Here is a 16,159-nt window from a genome sequence, read left to right as displayed (position 1 = left end):
GGAGGGCGGTGTCGACGGCGGGCAGCTGCCCCAGGGTGCCGGTGCCGAGAGCGCCCGTGACGTCGCCGACGGTGTCCGCCGCCGCGAAGCCGCTGCCGAGGGTGACGAAACCGGCGGTGCCGGCGGCGATGAGCAGGGCCTTGGCGGTGGTGCGGGCGGTATTGCGCATGGGAATCCTTCCGAATGTCTTGCTTTGCGGGCCCCGATCGGATGGCGCCACAGGTTCGGGGGCGGGGCGGTACACGATCGGGGGAGTTTCGGTCTTCGGGTCCGGTGGACCGTTGACCGACCTGAACTCCGCTTTCGTCTGGCACGCATAGTGCGCGAAGGTGAGAGCGGGGCTCACGTCGGCCCCCAGGCGATCGGCCGGAATGTGCCGTGGTGGCGGGCCGGGACTGGGCGGGTCCATGGGTCGCGTCGGTCCGCTTCCGGTTCGAGCCGGGGCGTGTCGAGGCGACGGGGAGGCACCTGGGCGGAAGGACCCTGGATGCCGGAGGGGACCCGCTAGTCGGGGGCGAAGGTGGGCTCGTCGGCGCCCGCGGTGGGAACCGCGCGCAGGACGTGCCGGGTGGCGTCCTCGAAGGCGAGGGCCGGGATGGGGGTGCCCGCGGCGGACAGGTGGCCCGCGAGCCCGGTGACCGTTCCCTGCGAGGCGGAGGCGGTGCCGGTCGGGGTGGATCCGTGCTGGTCGTGGAAGGGCGTGTCACCCGTGACCGTGTCGGACCCGGTCACGGTCGGATCAGCGTGTTCGAGCAGGTCGACGGCGGTCTCGGGACCCTGGCTCTCAGGGGTGACGAGTACGTCGTCCCGGTCCTCCACGGACTCCGGTTGCGTCGCCGGTTCCTCGCCCGAGGCGGGGTCCGGTGCTGCTTCCCACCGGGGCGGGGTCTCCACCCGGTCGAGCCGATCGTCGACCGTCCGGGTGATCTCGTCGACGGCCCACTGAACGGGTTCCGCCAGGTCATCGCCGTCGACCACGATCTCCGGAACGTCGGTCTCGGAGATCTCACGCACGGAGGCGGTGGCCTCCCGACCGGTCTGGGCGACGGTGTCGGTCAGCGGTCGTGGCTCCTCGGTCTGCCCGGCCTCCGCGGTCTCCGTCGTCTCGAAGGTCTCGTCGACGGTGGGGGCCTCGACGGCTTCCAGCGACCGGGGGACCTCGGTGACCTGCGATGACTCGGCCACCTCTGACTGATCGACCGGCTCCTCGATCTCCGTCTCCAGAGTGTCCCCCACCAGGTCGACGGTGTCCGTGACCGGGGCGTCCACCGTCACGGTGTCCGCGCCCACGGAGATCTCCTCCGCCTCTGCGTCGGTGGCGCCGAGGACCCAACCCGCGGTCAAGACCCCGACCAGGAGCCCGAGCAACAGCACGGTCCGACGCAAGGAATCGGACAGCACGGCGGTGCGTGCGCCCGGGGCGCTCGCGGGACCGTGGTGTCCGAACACTTGGGGTTTCCTTCCACCGTGGGGACGGTGACGGCTCAGGGCCGTCGAGAGGGTGTGAGGGGCCGGCAGGAGGCACTCGGCCTCGGTGCGAAGTCCGACACGGGTCCCTTGGACCGTGTCCCGACGGAACTCACCCCAAGGCCTATGTCCTAAATGGACTTAATGCGCTGCCCGAAATAGAAACTAGCACGGGCCACCCACCGGTTCGCAACCCATTCGACCGATTTATTCGCACAGAGTCACCACACCCCCATCGGGCATGAAAAGGGCCGGTTCCGAGCCACTCGGAATCCGACCCTTTGTTTCTTTTTCGCCGCGCGGGCTCAGTTCCCCGGGCCGGCCTCGGGGAGTGCTCCCTTGTCCCCGGCGACCCCGGAGGGCCCACCCCCGTCGCCGTCCCCGGTTCCCTCCCTGCCCTCGGCGTTGATCCGGGTGACGGTGTCGATCATGTGCGACTCGATCAGGGTGAGCAGACGTTCCTCCTCGCCCTCGACGATCGTGTCCAGGATCCGCCGGTGCTCCTCCAGCAGCTCCTTCGGCTCCGGATAGACGTCCTGCATCACCGTCAGGCACATGCGGGTCTCCACCAGCAGCGTCTGCGCCATGCGTTCCAGCCGCGAGTTGCCCGAGCAGCTGACCAGGGTCCGGTGGAACTCCTGGTCGGCGTCGCTCATCTCCCCACGGTCCCCCTTGGCCGCGGCCTGCGCCAACCGGTCGACGGCGGGGGTGAGGCGGGCCAGGGCCTCACCCCGGTTGCCCCGCATGATCAACTCGCAGGCGGCCCGTTCCACCGCGAGCCGGGCGACGTAGATGTCCCGCACGTCCGTGGGGGTCAGCTCGCACACGAACAGGCCCCTGTGCCGTTCACTGCGGAGCAGACCCTCCTGGACCAGACGCTGCATCGCCTCGCGGAGCGGCCCTCGGCTCACCCCCAGACGCCCGGCGAGTTCGGCCTCGCCCAGCTGGTCCCCCGGGGAGAGGGAGCCGTACATGATCGCCGAACGCAGTTGGTCGGCGATCAGCTCGGCGGTGGAGCGCCGTGGGACGGGTCGGAGCTGACCAGGGGATGACATGGGGTCTTCCCTTCTCGGGACTCGATTCGAGTCCCTGACGGGCGGTCGATACCTCGACCACGAGCGCGGGGCGCCGGACTCAGACGGACGAACCGGACATGGGCCGGTCCCCGAGGTTAACGGGCGGCGAACGGGTCCCTGACAGTGGAGGGGCCCGTTCGGAACAGGTTGCCGGGCCCCTTCCGCGCACCGCACCGCCCGGCCAGGCGCAGCCCTTCCCAGACACTCACCTGGTTGGCGGTGAGCACCGTCTTGCCCAGGAGCGCCTCCATGGGGTCGATGAGGTTCGCGCTGTGCAGGGCGGTGTCCGGTACCAGGACCACCTCCGATTTGGGATGGTCGTTGGTGATGACGAAGTCGACCGCGTCGTCGGGGTCCAGTCGCCCCACCTCCGCGGCGGTGGGGATGCCGTGGCTGGCCAGGGACACCACCGAGACGCCCGCGTCGCCGAGGAACTCCACGAACCGTTGGCCGACGTCGTCCGGGTAGGTCGCGGCGATGGCGACCTTGGACATGCCCAACTGGCGCAGGGCGTGCACGAACGCGAACGAGGTGCTGGACGTGGGCACGCCCACGACGTCGCGCACACCTTGGACCTGGCGCTGTGCCCCCTCCCAGCCGAACACGAAGCTGCCGCTGGTGCAGGCCCAGACCGCGGCCTCCACCTCCATCGCGGCGAGTTCCTGTGCCCCCTTGGCGAGCACGCCCTCGCTGCCCACGTCCAGCAGGGCGTCCACGCGGTGGGCGTCCTCACGCATGAGCGTGTGCACGAGGGGCAGTTCGACGTCGTCGAGCAGGTCGGCGAAGGCCGGGTAGTCGTCTTCGGCGCTGTGGCCGGGATACAGGAATCCGACGCGGGTCATGTCTCTCCTCTGGTCCGAGGCGCTCTCCGGGGCGGGTGGTCGATGGTGGTGTCAGACGGCACTGGGCGCGGCCACGTCGATCAGGCTCTGCCCGTGCGCGACGGCGCGACGGCCGGCCGCGCGCATGACCGCCCACATGGTGACCTGGTTGGCCGCTATGACGGGTTTACCCAGTTCGCGCTCCAAGGGCGCGATGATGTCGTAGGTGAGGACGTTGGTACAGCTGATGTACACGGCTTGGGCGTCGGGACGATCCACCTCGTGCACCGCGTGGGCGACCTCGGCGTAGGTGACCTTCCAGATGTGGCTGAGGAGGCCGAGCCCGACGCTGGAGGTGACACCGATGTCGTGTTCGGCGAGGTAGTCCAGGAGACGGTCCGTCACGCTGTCCACGTACGGCGTGACCACCGCGATCCGGTCGGTGTCCAGGACTCGGAGCGCGTCGATCAGGGCGCCCGAGGTGGTGGCTGCCCAGGGGGCGCCGGCCGCCAGCATGGTGCGGTGCAGTTCGCGTTCGCCTTCGGCCCCGTGCACGAAGCTGCCGGAGGCGCAGGCGTATCCGACGGCCAGGGGTTCGGGTGCCATGAGCGCCTTGACCGCGCGGGTCACCGCCTTGCCCTTGCTGAGGGCGGCGGCCTGGTCGACCGTCACCGGGACGTGGACGTAGGGGAGGCGGGTGACGTGCAGCGATACGTCGTCGGGCGTCCACCGCCATAGTTCACGGTCGAGAGCGAAGTCGTAGGGGGCGATGACGCCCACCCCGTCCTGCCAGGGCGTCACGGTCGCCGCCGACAGTTCGACGACGTTCGGCACGTTCGCCCGTCCGGGCGTCCGCCCGTTCGCCTCTTCCGCCTTTGGTCCGGTCGACTGTCCCGGCATCTGCTCGGGCGTCCGTTCCGCCGCCTCCGGCACCGTCTCCGGCTCGGACTGCCGCACCGGGACCGTCTGATTCGTGTGTTCGGGGTCGCCCTGGGGTTCCGGCCCGGTTCTCTCGGTTCGCATCGGTCACTCACCTCCCGTTGATGTTCTCTGTCCAGCCGTGCGCGGTGTTCCGGGTGTGTCCGGACGGCCCACCGCGCGGTGGGGTTCTTCGCCGCCGCTCAGCGGTCGAGCCGTTCGTACAGGAGACGTTCGCCGACGCTGCCGGAGCGCCAGACGTCGTTGCAGGCCTCGGCCATGGCGGGCAGGTTCTCCACGACGGTGGCGAACACGTTGCCGGGGACCCAACCCACGTCTCCGTTGAGCAGCAGATTGTTCCGGCCGTAGAAGAGGGCGAGGTCGATGACCCCTGGCAGGTGGCCGATGCCCTTGTCCTCCTTGAAGGAGTGGTCGAGCATGCCGGAGTCGAAGGAGAAGTACACGAGGTCACCGGGGATCGGGGTGACGGTGGGGTTCTCCTGGCCGGGTTCGGGGTCGGCGAACCGCGGCACCATCGTGTAGACCTCGTTGCGCGCGTACTTGGCGTGTTGGACGGCGTCGCCCTGAGGGAGCGCGTTCCACACCGCCTCACACGTGCGGGGCGCTTCTTTGTCGAGGAGTTCGGCGACGCAGGAGACCCCGCGTCGGGCGAGCGTGACGGTCATGTACCTGGGCAAGCGGGTTCCCTTCGGCGGGGCCTACATGAGTCCTGGGAGACCGGCCCGAGGTGTCGCTCGGGCCGCATCGGTCACGACACTGTCGATTGTCGACAATCTTACGATCAACCTCCCGGATCGGGCAATAGACCTCCACCGAACGGGTATCCCGCCAGTGCCGACGGGGGCGCGAGGTGCGCCTTTGCCCCAGAACAGCCCTTTTGTGGATTGTTGACAATCCTATGCGGGCTCCTTAGCGTTTCCGGTGTAGGGCGAACCAGCACCCCGACGGCACCGCATCACCAGTCGCTACCGGAAAGCTCGTGCCAGTGAACCGTCCTCCCGGCTCCACCACCGTCTCCGCTCCCGAACGACCCCGCCTGCTCGTCCTCCACGGCGAGGACCTGCCGCCGGGGCACGAACGTCTCGACGACCACCCGGGGCTGGGCGAGGTCGTCTACACCAACGCCGAGGGGCTGTCCGCCGCCCTGCCCGGCACCGACGCGCTGCTGGTGTGGGATCTGTTCACCGAAGCGCTCGCCTCGTCCTGGCCCAAGGCCGACCGGCTGCGGTGGGTGCACGCCGCCACCACCGGGGTGGACAACCTGATGTTCCCCGGGCTGGTCGACGACGACGCCGTGGTCACCAACTCGCGCGGGGTCTTCGACGAACACATCGCCGAATACGTCCTGGGGCTGGTCATCTCCTTCGCCAAGGACTTCCAGCGCACATCGGAGCTCCAGCACGAGCGTCGATGGCTGCACCGCGAGACCGAGCGGGTCACCGGCAAACGAGCCCTGGTGGTCGGCACCGGCCCCATCGGTCGGGCGATCGGGCGCAAGCTCGCCGCGGTGGGGATGGAGGTGCGCGCCTCCGGCAGCCACGCCCGCGATGGCGACCCCGACTTCGGCCACGTGGTCGCCTCCAGCCTGGAGGAACGCACCGCCGACGACGGTCCCACGCTGGTCGACGCCCTCCCCGAAACCGACTACGTGGTCGTCGCCGCTCCGCTCACCGACGCCACCCGAGGCCTCGTCGACCGGAACTTCCTCGGCCTCATGAAGCCCAGCGCGCGGCTGATCAACATCGCGCGCGGCCCCATCGTCGTCCAGTCCGACCTGGTCAACGCCCTCCACGAGGGTTCGATCGCCGGGTCGGCCTTGGACGTCTTCGAACGGGAACCGCTCAAGGCCATCAACCCGCTGTGGGGCCTGTCCGGGTCCTTCGTCTCTCCGCACATGTCCGGTGACGTGGTCGGTTGGCGCGAGGACCTGGTCGATCTGTTCCTGGACAACCTCGCCCGTTACCTGGACGGGCGGGAACTGCGAAACGTCGTGGACAAGGACCGGGGCTACGTACCCGGCTGACCCCTCGCGTGACTTGGGAGGCTGAAGTGACGATCCGTTCCGACCGGGCCGGGACCGAAGACACGGGTACGACCACCGGCGTGGCCGTGGACACCGCGGGGAACGCGCCGGGCGCCGACCCCGCCGTCCCCCAGGCCCGTTCCGGTGAGTGCACGCCGGCCGACCTGTCCGCCGAACAGCTGCTGCGCGCCTACTCCACCGGGGAACTGTCCCCGGTGGAGGCGGTCGACTCCGTGCTCGAACGCATCGAGCGGGACAACCCGGCACTCAACGCGTTCTGCCTGGTACGTCCGGAGGAGGCCCGGGAGGCCGCGCAGGCTTCGGCCGAACGGTGGCGGCGCGGCGAACCGGTCGGAAAGCTCGACGGGGTGCCCGCCTCCATCAAGGACATCCACCTGACGAAGGGGTGGCCCACCCTGAAGGGGTCGGTGACCTCCTCCCAGGAGGGCCCGTGGGAGGAGGACTCCCCGGTGACGGCCCGTATGCGCGAGCACGGGGTGGTCCTCGTCGGCAAGACCACCACCCCCGAACTGGCGTGGAAGGGGGTCACGGACAACCCGCTCACCGGGATCACCCGTAACCCCTGGGACCTGTCCACCACCCCGGGCGGTTCCAGCGGAGGCTCTGCGGCGGCGGTCGCCGCGGGGATGGGCCCGCTGTCCACGGGGACCGACGGGGGCGGGTCCATCCGCATCCCGGCGAGTTTCACCGGGGTCTGCGGGATCAAGCCCACCTGGGGGCTGGTGCCGCATTACCCGGCGAGCCCGTTCGGTTCATTGGCGCACACCGGTCCGATGGCCCGCACCGTGGGCGACATGGCGCTGATGCTGGACGTGATCTCCGGTTTCGACTCCCGCGACTGGATGGCGATGCCGACCCCCGGTCCCGGGCTGGCCGAGGCCGGGCGCGGCGAGGACCCGCGCGAACTGGTCCGGGGGATGCGGATCGCCTACAGCCCGACCCTGGGCGGATTGGACGTGGCCCCGGAGGTGGCCCGCGCGGTCGCCGACGCGGTGCGCGTGTTCGAGGAGCTCGGCGCCAGGGTGGAGGAGGCCGACCCGGGGCTGCCGGATTCCATGGAGGAGTTCCACGTGCTCTGGTACTCGGGCGCGGCCAAGGCCACCGAGAAGCTCACCGACCGTGAGCGCGACCTCCAGGACCCGGGGCTGCGAGAGATCGTCGAGGAAGGGCTGTCCTACTCCGCGCACGACTACCTGACCGCGATGGCCCTGCGGATGGCCATGGGCGCCCGCATGGGTCGATTCCACGAGACCTACGACCTGTTGCTCACGCCGACCATGCCGATGGTGGCCTTCGAGGCGGGGTTGGAGTCGCCACCGGAGCTGTCCGGGCGGCGGTGGACCTCTTGGGCCGGGTTCAGCTACCCGTTCAACATGACCCAGCAGCCGGCGGCGAGTGTGCCGTGCGGGTTCGGTGATTCGGGGTTGCCGATCGGCCTTCAGTTGGTGGGGCCGCGCCACTCGGACGCCCGGGTGCTGCGGGCCTGCCGTGCCTTCGAACTGGCTCGGCCGTGGTCCGGGCACCGTCCCTGATCTCGTGTTCCCCGGCTCCCCGGGGGCCCGTCGTCCCCGGGGTGCTCATTGGCGATACGGTGACCATGAAACGACCGTGATCACATCCGCACCAACCGTGATCGACCCCCTGCGGCGCGAAACACGTTTTGGCCGGTTCTGGGACCTTTGACCGGCCACTTTGATGGCTTAAGACCCCCGATGAACCCCGCATACGTATTAACGTCTTCCTCGGAGTGGTGTCGCGAACACGCGGACGCGAGGAGAGGGAGGACCATGGCGAGCGGTGGAGCCGAGGATGCTCGGAAACAGATCAGGGTCTTCCTCGTCGACGACCACGAGGTCGTTCGACGCGGTGTGGCCTCCCTCCTCGAAACCGAGGACGACATGACCGTGGTCGGTGAGGCCGGAACCGCGGAACAGGCTCTGGCACGGATCCCCGTGGTACTTCCCGACGTCGCGGTGTTGGACGTGCGACTGCCCGGTGGTTCGGGGGTCCAGGTCTGCCGGGAGATCCGGTCCGACCACCCCGAGATCGCCTGCCTGATGCTCACCTCCTTCGCCGACGAGGACGCCCTGTACGACGCCGTCATGGCCGGGGCCGCGGGGTACGTGCTCAAGCAGATCCACGGCGCCGACCTGGTCGGCGCGGTGCGCACCGTCGCCGCCGGCGGTTCCCTGTTGGACTCGGGGAGCACGGGCGCGATGCTGGAGCGCCTGCGCGGCTCACAGGCCGAGCCCGACCCCCTCGCGGAACTGACCCCGCAGGAGCGACAGATCCTCGATCTCATCGGTGAGGGCATGACCAACCGGCAGATCGGCGAGCGGCTGTACCTGGCGGAGAAGACCGTGAAGAACTACGTGTCAGCGCTGCTGGCCAAGCTGGACCTCAAGCGTCGCACCCAGGCGGCGGTCCTCGTGGCCGAACTCCGCGGTAGACGCTACTGAACCCCCATCGAACCTGATCGGGCCCCTCCTCGTGAGGGGCCCGTTCCGATGGGACCCGTTCCACCCGGGCCTGTTCCGTGCCCCCTCGAACTGGGAAGATGAAGCCTTCTTCACGTTCGCTTCATCCTGTCTTCCTTCGGGACGGGGAGGCTTTGTCGATATGAGATCACCTCTGGTGCCCCTGGTCACCGGGACGTTGACGGTCGTCCTCGTGGCGCTCGCCGCCCTGGCCTGGGCGTTCTTCCTTCGTTCCCCGGATCCGGTCCCCGCCTCGGAGGTGGTGGTCGGTGAGTCCCCCGAGGGTGTCACCGCCGATCCCACCGACGACGGCGTGGTCGCGCCTCCCCCTCCCCTCACCGAGGAGTCGGGTGAACCGGCCGAGCCGAGTCCGGAGGCCGAGCCGGCTCCGGAACCGGGCCCGACCGGATTCCCCTTCGACTGTCTCGACGAGGGCTCCGGGCAGGAGAACTGGGGCGAGGACGAATGGGACGACCGGTGGGAGATCTGCCTGGACCAGCGGTTCGGGGACGATGACGATGACGACTGATCCAGAGGACTCCCCCGACTCCACCACTGTCCGGTTCCCGCGAGGCGGCGGCCCCGAGGGGCACTCCACTGGCCACTCCGCGAGCCGTTCCGAGGGCACTTCCGTGTTCCCGACCCTGGTGCTGCGCGGCCCACAACCCGAACTCCCCCACCACCGCCGCGTTCCCGCGCGGCTCATCATCATGGCCTGGGTGGTCCTGCTCATGGCCGTCGTGCTCCTCCTGGTCAACATCGTCACCTGGAGCGCGCTGACGGCTCGGATGGACGAACGCGTCGATCGGGCGCTGAGCCAGGAGACCGGCGAGTTCGAGGAGTTCGCGTCCGTGGGCGTCGACCCGCTGACCGGGGAACCCTTCACCGACGTGGCCTCCCTCATCCGTGTCCACTTGGAGCGGCAGCACTCCGACGACTCCGAGATCCTCTTCGGCTGGGTCGAGGAGGGCGAGAACGCCGAGACCCCGCGACAACGAGGGGGAGCTTCCGGGAGCGAGGGAGAGACGGCGGTCGAACCCGGACGGATCCGCCAGGGCCAAGACCCACCGCACGACGTTTCCGCCGACCCGGAGTCCGTCGCGGCCATCTTGGAGTCCTCGGACGCACGCGGCACGCTCGACACCCCCGCGGGTCCGGTCGAGTGGGAGAAGGTCCGCGCGCTGCCCCCGGAGGGCGCCCAGAGCCCGGCCGGCTGGTTCGTCATCGGCTACTTCACCGACGAGGACCAGGCCGCCACCCGCGCCACCATGGGCACCATCGCTCTGGTGAGCACGCTCGGCCTGATCGCCGCGGGTACGGCGGCCTGGTGGGTGGCCGGACGCATCCTCGCCCCGGTCCGGCTGGTGCGCCGCACCGCCGCGGCGATCGGCGAGGAGGACCTCACCCAGCGGATCGAGGTGTCCGGGCGGGACGACATCGCCGCCCTGGCCGAACAGTTCAACAACATGCTGGACCGGCTGGAGGGAGCCTTCACCGCTCAGCGACGGTTCGTCGACGACGCCGGCCACGAACTGCGCACCCCCATCACCATCGTGCGCGGGCACCTCGAACTCATGGGCGACTCCCCCGAGGAACGTGAGGAGGTCGTTCGGCTGGTCACCGACGAACTGGACCGCATGGGGCGGATCGTGGAGGATCTGCTGCTGCTCGCCAAGGCGCAACAGCCCGACTTCGTCCGATCCGAGCCCGTCTCGCTGGCAGAGTTGACCAGCGACATCGACGCGAAGGTGCGTCCGTTGGGCGATCGGTCCTGGCGGTTGGAGACCGTCGCCGAGGGCACGGCCCGGCTCGACCCGCAGCGGATCACCCAGGCGATGGTGCAGCTGGCCGCCAACGCGGTCCGGTACAGCGCACCGGGGTCCACCGTGCGGATCGGGTCCGCCCTGGTGGGCTCGGACGTCCGCCTGTGGGTGTCCGACCAGGGAGCGGGCATCCCTACCGAGGACCATGGCCGGGTCTTCGAACGTTTCTCCCGGGGTGGGCGGACCGCACGGGGCGGCGACGGCGGCGCCGGGCTCGGCCTGGCCATCGTCCGCGCCATCGCCGAAGCGCACCATGGCAGGGTCGACCTGCGTTCGGCACCTGGCCAAGGGTCGACGTTCACCCTGGTCATCCCGGTCGACAGAACCATCGGAAGGGAGCACGCGTGAGTCGCGTACTCATCGTCGAGGACGAGGAGCGGATCGCCTCGTTCGTCCGCAAGGGCCTGACCGCGAACGGGTTCACCACCACCGTAGTGGGCACCGGCGCGGAGGCCGTGGACTACGCCGTCACCGGCGGGTTCGACTTGATGTTGTTGGACCTGGGACTGCCCGACACCGACGGGTTCGACGTGCTGCGCCGGCTCCGGGCGATGGGTGTGGACACCCCCGTGGTGATCCTGACCGCACGGGACGGCGTGCGTGACACCGTGACCGGGCTGGAGATCGGGGCGGACGACTACGTCACCAAGCCGTTCCGGTTCGAGGAGCTGCTGGCCCGGGTGCGGTTGCGGATGCGCACCGAACGCACGGCCGACCTGACGGTGTTGCACGCCGGTGGGCTCTCCCTGGACCTGCGCACCCGACGGGCGTCGGTGGACGAGTCGACCGTGGACCTGACCGCCCGCGAGTTCGCCCTGTTGGAGCTGCTCATGCGGCACCCGGGGCAGGTGTTGACCCGACAGCAGATGCTGTCGCACGTGTGGGGCTACGACTACGATCCCGGATCGAACGTGGTGGACGTGTTCGTACGAGCGCTGCGCCGCAAGGTGGGCGCGGAGCGGATCGTGACGGTGCGGGGCATGGGATACCGGCTGGCCGGTTGACCGATTGACCGGTTAGCCGTTTGACCGGTTGGCCGTTGGGCGTTGGGCATTGATCGGTTGGCCATTGGGCATTGGGCGATCATGAGGGTTTCCTCATCCGGCGCTCATGATCGCCTCACCGCGGGTGCCCAGGATGATGATCATGATCTGGTTCGCTTTGGCGGTCGACCTGGCCGCGGTCACGGTGTTGTCCTACGTCCTCTACTTCCGACGGCACGGCCGTCGGGACCTACTGCTGGCCTACGTGGCGCTGAACATCGGCATCTTCGCCGTGGTGGCGATGATGGCCCGCCAGGAGGTGGGGCTGGCAGTCGGCTTCGGGCTGTTCGGTGTGCTGTCGATCCTCCGGCTGCGTTCGGACACGATCAGCCAGGGCGAGATCGGCTACTACTTCATCGCCATCGCCCTGGGCCTGATCAACGCGATCGCGCCCCCGCTGGTGATGGTGGGTCTGAACGTGTTGCTGTTGGGCGCCCTGTACGTGGCGGGCCACCCAAAGCTCCTGCCCCGCACCCAACGGCGGATCATGACGCTGGACGTGGTGCACGAAGACCCCATCGCGCTCCGCCAGGACCTGGAGGGCCGGCTGCGCGGCAAGGTGCGGCAGGTGGAGGTCACCGAGGTGGACTACGTGCGCGACCTCATGGTGGTGGACGTGCGGTTCCTGGAACCGAAGCTCGAATCGGCCCCGGGTTCGCTGCCGGGCGGGCGCCGTCACCCGATGCCGGCATGGTGGGGTGACCGATGAGGCCCTCACTCGTCAGCGGCCCGACGGGGTCCCTCGCCGCCGGGCACTCCCCCGAGCATTCCCCCGAGCTCTCCCCCGGGCAGGCCCCGCCCGGCCTGGCAGGGCTGCGCCCGGTATCGCTCGCGCAGATGAACGAACGCGCCGCCCTGGTCACCCGGACCTGCCGCAAGTACCTGGTTCCCATCGAGCTGATGCCAGAGCTCTTCGCGGGCGCCGAGCGGGACTTCGGGGTCCTGGAGATCGGCGGCCGGACCTCCTTCCGGTACTCGTCCACCTACATGGACACCCCGGACCTGGGCACGTTCCACGACCACCGCCAGGGTCGGCGGCTCCGGTACAAGGTGCGCACCCGCACCTACGTGGACACCGACACCAAGATGTTCGAGGTGAAGCTGAAGGGGGCACGCGGCATCACCGACAAGGTGCGGCTCGAACTGCCGATGGAGACGCCCTCGGACCGGTTGACCTGGCGAACTCGGGAGTTCCTCGACAGGTCCCTGGCCGGCTACCGGATGGCGACGCCGGACACGTTGTTGGCCGCCGCCGTGACGGACTACCGCCGGTCCACGGTGGTGTCGTCCTGTGGCCGGGAACGCGTGACGGTCGACACCGAACTCGTCGGGTATCGAGGCGATCGGTCGGTGCGGATGCGCCCGGACATGGTGCTGCTGGAGGTCAAGACGCGGGGCGGACTCACCCGGACCGAACGCGAACTGCACCGGTTGGGGCTGCGGGAGGCCCGGTTCAGCAAGTACGCGGCAACCCTGTCCACGCTGGAGCCGGGGCTGCGGGGCAATCGTTGGCTGCGCGCGATGGGTCACTGCCTGGAGTTCCCGGAATCGGTGCGCAGCCTTCACACCGGGACGTGATCGCAGGCCGGGGCGCTGAACGTGGGGTCGGATGTTTCACGTGAAACCTTCGGCCCCACGCGCTCACGAGAGAACGTGGACGGCCGCCGCCTCGTAACCGGTCGAGACGGCGGCCTCGCCGTGAGCCCCCTCCCGCTACAAGAGAGCGAACACGACCCTCCAATGTTGTCACCCGCCACTTCACAGGTCCAGACCGGTGGCCGGAACCTGCCATTTCCGGGGTTATCGGAGGCCTGGGTGAGTGAGGGCCTGGGCGACCCGACGCCAGTCCACGTCGCTCAGACCGCCCCGTGGGAGGTCCTCCAGCACGGCCTTCAGGGTGCGCAGGTCGAAGTCGTCGCTGATGGGTTTCGTCCCGTCCCGGTGGTCGCGCACCAGTTCGGTGACGTAGATACGCAGGGGCTCCGAGCCACGACGGGCGTGCACGCGGGCCTGGGCCTGCCAACGGGCGTCGTGCGGGATCCAGGCTTCGATGACCTCGGTGGGATCCGGATGGACCGGGGGCACTAGGACCTTCCGATCCATGTGGAGAGCCGATTTCGGAAGCCCAGGGGCCGTAGACAGTTCCGGCATTTCTGGTTCACGCCGCCGTTCCAGGACCCGCAGTAGTCGCAGTACACGTGAGCTCCTCCCTGGCCTGCTTCTGCTGACGGTAAAGCCATTCGGGCTCCGGTAGGGGTGGAATGGGACAAGTGCTCCGCATCGACGCGGCCCGGGTGATCGAGCCGCCGCGGGAGCCGGGCGCGTGACAGGATTTCGAGGAACCAACGAACGCCACTGAACGGGTGATGCCTCATGCTGTCCGCAGAGAAGATCGGCGACTACCTGGCCCGGTTGTCGGCCAGGGAACCGACCCCCGGCGGTGGGGCGGCGGCGGCGCTCCACGCGGCGCAGGGCGCGGCTCTGATCGCGATGGTCGCCCGGTACAGCACCGGCGAGAAGTACGCCGATCACGCCGACGAGATCGTCCGGATCACCGAGAGCGCGGACGAACTCGTGGCCCGATCGCTGGAATGCGCCGACGCCGACGAGACCGCGTTCGGGGCGATGGGCGAGGCCTACGGGCTTCCTCGGAGCACCGATGAGGAGAAGGCCACCCGCAAGGAGGCGATCTCCGACGCCGCCGCGGGGGCCAGTCGACCGCCGATGTCGGTGATCGCCGCAGCCCGGGAGATCATCGACCTGGCCACGGCGTTGATTCCGATCGGCAACCGCAACGTGGTCACCGACCTGGCCGCCGCCGCGGACGCCGCTCGGGCGGCGGCCGGCACCAGTCGGGTGAACATCGAGATCAACCGGCCGAGCGTCAAGGACTCGGACCTGTCGCTCCGTCTCTCGCGGGCGGCGGACGATGTCGACACCATTCAGACGGACGCCGACCGGGTGACCGAACAGGTGCGCGAGGTGATCCGCCGATGAGCGTGCTGTCGGGCAAGGAGATCGCCGCGCGGATTCGGCAGGAGACACGAGAACGCGCCACGGAGCTGACCGAAAGGGGCGCCCCTCCCCGGCTCGCCGTGGTGGTGGCCACCGATGACGGCGGCAGTGCCTGGTACGTACGTTCCATCGCCCGCGCGGCCGAGAAGGCCGGCATCGCCTGCGACGTCGTGGACCTGGGCGCCGGCGCTTCGGCGAAGGGCATCGCCGAGCGCCTCGACGAGCTGGGTCGGGATTCCCTGGTGCACGGGATCATCCTGCAAACACCACTGCCCGAGGGGGTCTCGGCGCCGGAACTCGCCGAACGGATTCCGGTCGACAAGGACGTGGACGGGGCCAACCCCGCTTCGCTCGGCCGGCTGGCCGCCGGCCTGCCCGCGTTCGCGCCGGCGACGGCCGAAGCGGTGGTGACGATCCTGGACCATCACGAGGTGGCTTTGGCGGGTGTGGAGGTCGCGGTGGTGGGACGGTCCACCGTGGTCGGCAAGCCCCTCGCCCACCTGCTGCTGGACCGGAACGCGACGGTCACCGTGTGCCATTCGCGGACGAAGGATCTACCCGAGGTGACTTCTCGCGCGGACGTGCTGGTCGCGGCTGTGGGCCGGCCGGCGCTCATCGGCGCGGACCACGTGCGTCCCGGTGCCGTCGTGGTCGATGTGGGCACCAACCCGACCGATGACGGTGGACTCGTCGGTGACGTCGACGCCGACGCCGTGTCGGCGAAGGCCGGCGCGCTCACTCCTGTTCCGGGTGGTGTGGGACCGGTGACCACGGCACTGCTGTTGCGCCACGTGGTGGACGCCGCCTCCCGCTGATCCGTCGGGGGCCGGACCCGGCGACGAATGGCCCCGCGTGCCCGGGGTGGGTTGGTGGAGGGCCCGAGCACGTGGGGGTCGTGGGAGTTCTACGTGTTGTGTCGTTCGTGGGTACTCGGGTCGCGGTGCACGGCGACCCGGAGTGTGCCGGTGTAGGCGATCCGGCGGCTGCGCCTGCGCACCGGGCCGGCTTCTACCAGTGAACTCGTGCGATGGCTTCGGCCGGTTCCATGGAACCCGATCCCGAAGACGACCGGCGCGTCGAAGCTCGCATGCTTCGCAAGGCTGTATTCAGTCGAGCCACGCCACCGGAGTTCTGGGCTGTGATTGATGAGGCCGCTCTCCTCCACATCACATCTGAACTGCGCGATCAGCTGGAATACCTCATCGAAGTCAGCCACCGACCGAATATCGGGATCCAGATCATCCCGACCTCACACGGCTCACATGCCGCTATGACAGGCCACTTCGTGATCATGGAATTTCCGGTACCGGGGCCTTGTCCATGCTTGCCAGAAGCATTTCCCGCAGCCGGCACTCCATCCGGCCATCGCTTCGGTGTCGGCGAGAATCCCGCCCATGCCCAATGCCGCTAAGTTAGGCGGCGGGGATCAGTACCGGTTGGGGTGCCCGCTCATG

17 protein-coding genes are annotated in these 16,159 nt (G+C 69.3%); 11 read left to right on the top strand and 6 right to left on the bottom strand.

All coding sequences use genetic code 11. The features are described 5' to 3' along the window. Window positions 1-504 precede the first annotated feature (504 nt). The 5 genes from BQ8420_RS17280 to BQ8420_RS17260 form a co-directional block, all read right to left on the bottom strand. On the bottom strand, window positions 505-1,449 hold the full coding sequence (locus BQ8420_RS17280; RefSeq protein WP_087100159.1) for a hypothetical protein: 945 nt from the start codon (window positions 1,447-1,449) through the stop codon (window positions 505-507). A gap of 323 nt (window positions 1,450-1,772) precedes the next feature. Then, a complete protein-coding gene (locus BQ8420_RS17275; protein ID WP_235006329.1) occupies window positions 1,773-2,522 on the bottom strand; it encodes a GntR family transcriptional regulator in 750 nt (249 codons plus the stop codon). Between the two features lie 116 nt (window positions 2,523-2,638). Next, window positions 2,639-3,385, bottom strand: a complete 747-nt coding sequence (locus tag BQ8420_RS17270; protein WP_087100158.1) for a maleate cis-trans isomerase — start codon at window positions 3,383-3,385, stop codon at window positions 2,639-2,641. A 51-nt stretch (window positions 3,386-3,436) separates the two neighbouring features. Continuing rightward, window positions 3,437-4,387: an Asp/Glu racemase gene (locus tag BQ8420_RS17265; protein WP_235006328.1), complete on the bottom strand. Its 951-nt coding sequence runs from the start codon at window positions 4,385-4,387 to the stop codon at window positions 3,437-3,439. Window positions 4,388-4,485: 98 nt separating this feature from the next. Then, entirely contained in the window at window positions 4,486-4,968 is a 483-nt protein-coding gene (locus BQ8420_RS17260) for a DUF3830 family protein (RefSeq protein ID WP_087100157.1), read from the bottom strand. 320 nt (window positions 4,969-5,288) lie between these two features. On the opposite strand from BQ8420_RS17260, the gene BQ8420_RS17255 reads away from it, so the two are divergent. The 8 genes from BQ8420_RS17255 (at window position 5,289) to BQ8420_RS17220 (ending at window position 13,268) form a co-directional block, all read left to right on the top strand. After that, window positions 5,289-6,326 carry a D-2-hydroxyacid dehydrogenase gene (locus BQ8420_RS17255; protein WP_087100156.1) on the top strand — a complete coding sequence of 346 codons (1,038 nt, stop codon included), beginning with the start codon at window positions 5,289-5,291 and terminating at the stop codon, window positions 6,324-6,326. A gap of 26 nt (window positions 6,327-6,352) precedes the next feature. After that, window positions 6,353-7,879: an amidase gene (locus BQ8420_RS17250; RefSeq protein ID WP_087100155.1), complete on the top strand. Its 1,527-nt coding sequence runs from the start codon at window positions 6,353-6,355 to the stop codon at window positions 7,877-7,879. 255 nt (window positions 7,880-8,134) lie between these two features. Continuing rightward, window positions 8,135-8,806: a response regulator transcription factor gene (locus BQ8420_RS17245; RefSeq protein WP_087100154.1), complete on the top strand. Its 672-nt coding sequence runs from the start codon at window positions 8,135-8,137 to the stop codon at window positions 8,804-8,806. A 160-nt stretch (window positions 8,807-8,966) separates the two neighbouring features. Continuing rightward, the gene (locus BQ8420_RS17240) at window positions 8,967-9,353 is read left to right on the top strand and encodes a hypothetical protein (RefSeq protein ID WP_235006327.1); all 387 of its coding nucleotides are present in this window, start codon (window positions 8,967-8,969) and stop codon (window positions 9,351-9,353) included. Then, entirely contained in the window at window positions 9,343-10,995 is a 1,653-nt protein-coding gene (locus tag BQ8420_RS17235) for a cell wall metabolism sensor histidine kinase WalK (RefSeq protein WP_087100152.1), read from the top strand. Before BQ8420_RS17240 ends, BQ8420_RS17235 begins: the two co-directional genes overlap by 11 nt. Next, complete coding sequence (locus BQ8420_RS17230; protein ID WP_087100151.1) at window positions 10,992-11,651, top strand: response regulator transcription factor; 660 nt, start codon at window positions 10,992-10,994, stop codon at window positions 11,649-11,651. The genes BQ8420_RS17235 and BQ8420_RS17230 overlap by 4 nt, the downstream gene beginning before the upstream one ends. Before the next feature lie 142 nt (window positions 11,652-11,793). Beyond that, complete coding sequence (locus tag BQ8420_RS17225) at window positions 11,794-12,399, top strand: DUF4956 domain-containing protein (RefSeq protein ID WP_087100160.1); 606 nt, start codon at window positions 11,794-11,796, stop codon at window positions 12,397-12,399. Continuing rightward, a complete protein-coding gene (locus BQ8420_RS17220) occupies window positions 12,396-13,268 on the top strand; it encodes a polyphosphate polymerase domain-containing protein (protein WP_087100150.1) in 873 nt (290 codons plus the stop codon). Before BQ8420_RS17225 ends, BQ8420_RS17220 begins: the two co-directional genes overlap by 4 nt. A gap of 222 nt (window positions 13,269-13,490) precedes the next feature. Here the strand turns inward: BQ8420_RS17220 and BQ8420_RS17215 are convergent, their stop codons facing one another. Then, window positions 13,491-13,793 (bottom strand): hypothetical protein, encoded by a 303-nt coding sequence (locus tag BQ8420_RS17215; protein ID WP_235006326.1) that lies wholly within the window; start codon window positions 13,791-13,793, stop codon window positions 13,491-13,493. A gap of 270 nt (window positions 13,794-14,063) precedes the next feature. On the opposite strand from BQ8420_RS17215, the gene BQ8420_RS17210 reads away from it, so the two are divergent. The 3 genes from BQ8420_RS17210 to BQ8420_RS32820 all read left to right on the top strand — a co-directional run bounded on the left by BQ8420_RS17210 (window position 14,064) and on the right by BQ8420_RS32820 (window position 16,116). Further along, window positions 14,064-14,687 carry a cyclodeaminase/cyclohydrolase family protein gene (locus tag BQ8420_RS17210; RefSeq protein ID WP_087100148.1) on the top strand — a complete coding sequence of 208 codons (624 nt, stop codon included), beginning with the start codon at window positions 14,064-14,066 and terminating at the stop codon, window positions 14,685-14,687. Then, window positions 14,684-15,520, top strand: coding sequence for a bifunctional 5,10-methylenetetrahydrofolate dehydrogenase/5,10-methenyltetrahydrofolate cyclohydrolase (locus BQ8420_RS17205; RefSeq protein WP_087100147.1), 837 nt, complete (start codon window positions 14,684-14,686; stop codon window positions 15,518-15,520). Before BQ8420_RS17210 ends, BQ8420_RS17205 begins: the two co-directional genes overlap by 4 nt. Before the next feature lie 212 nt (window positions 15,521-15,732). Next, a complete protein-coding gene (locus BQ8420_RS32820) occupies window positions 15,733-16,116 on the top strand; it encodes a Scr1 family TA system antitoxin-like transcriptional regulator (RefSeq protein WP_369825514.1) in 384 nt (127 codons plus the stop codon). Window positions 16,117-16,159: the final 43 nt, after the last annotated feature.

Source organism: Nocardiopsis sp. JB363 (assembly GCF_900143625.1).
Taxonomy (GTDB): domain Bacteria; phylum Actinomycetota; class Actinomycetes; order Streptosporangiales; family Streptosporangiaceae; genus Nocardiopsis.
The sequence above is the reverse complement of the archived record's forward strand: the minus strand, read 5'-3'. Positions and strand labels throughout refer to the sequence as shown.

Coding starts and splice junctions, on each gene's coding strand:
- BQ8420_RS17275 (WP_235006329.1), bottom strand. CDS start 2,522: ATGTCATCCCCTGGTCAGCTCCGACCCGTCCCACGGCGCTCCACCGCC.
- BQ8420_RS17270 (WP_087100158.1), bottom strand. CDS start 3,385: ATGACCCGCGTCGGATTCCTGTATCCCGGCCACAGCGCCGAAGACGAC.
- BQ8420_RS17265 (WP_235006328.1), bottom strand. CDS start 4,387: ATGCGAACCGAGAGAACCGGGCCGGAACCCCAGGGCGACCCCGAACAC.
- BQ8420_RS17260 (WP_087100157.1), bottom strand. CDS start 4,968: ATGACCGTCACGCTCGCCCGACGCGGGGTCTCCTGCGTCGCCGAACTC.
- BQ8420_RS17245 (WP_087100154.1), top strand. CDS start 8,135: ATGGCGAGCGGTGGAGCCGAGGATGCTCGGAAACAGATCAGGGTCTTC.
- BQ8420_RS17240 (WP_235006327.1), top strand. CDS start 8,967: ATGAGATCACCTCTGGTGCCCCTGGTCACCGGGACGTTGACGGTCGTC.
- BQ8420_RS17235 (WP_087100152.1), top strand. CDS start 9,343: ATGACGACTGATCCAGAGGACTCCCCCGACTCCACCACTGTCCGGTTC.
- BQ8420_RS17225 (WP_087100160.1), top strand. CDS start 11,794: ATGATCTGGTTCGCTTTGGCGGTCGACCTGGCCGCGGTCACGGTGTTG.
- BQ8420_RS17220 (WP_087100150.1), top strand. CDS start 12,396: ATGAGGCCCTCACTCGTCAGCGGCCCGACGGGGTCCCTCGCCGCCGGG.
- BQ8420_RS17215 (WP_235006326.1), bottom strand. CDS start 13,793: ATGGATCGGAAGGTCCTAGTGCCCCCGGTCCATCCGGATCCCACCGAG.
- BQ8420_RS17210 (WP_087100148.1), top strand. CDS start 14,064: ATGCTGTCCGCAGAGAAGATCGGCGACTACCTGGCCCGGTTGTCGGCC.
- BQ8420_RS17205 (WP_087100147.1), top strand. CDS start 14,684: ATGAGCGTGCTGTCGGGCAAGGAGATCGCCGCGCGGATTCGGCAGGAG.
- BQ8420_RS32820 (WP_369825514.1), top strand. CDS start 15,733: ATGGCTTCGGCCGGTTCCATGGAACCCGATCCCGAAGACGACCGGCGC.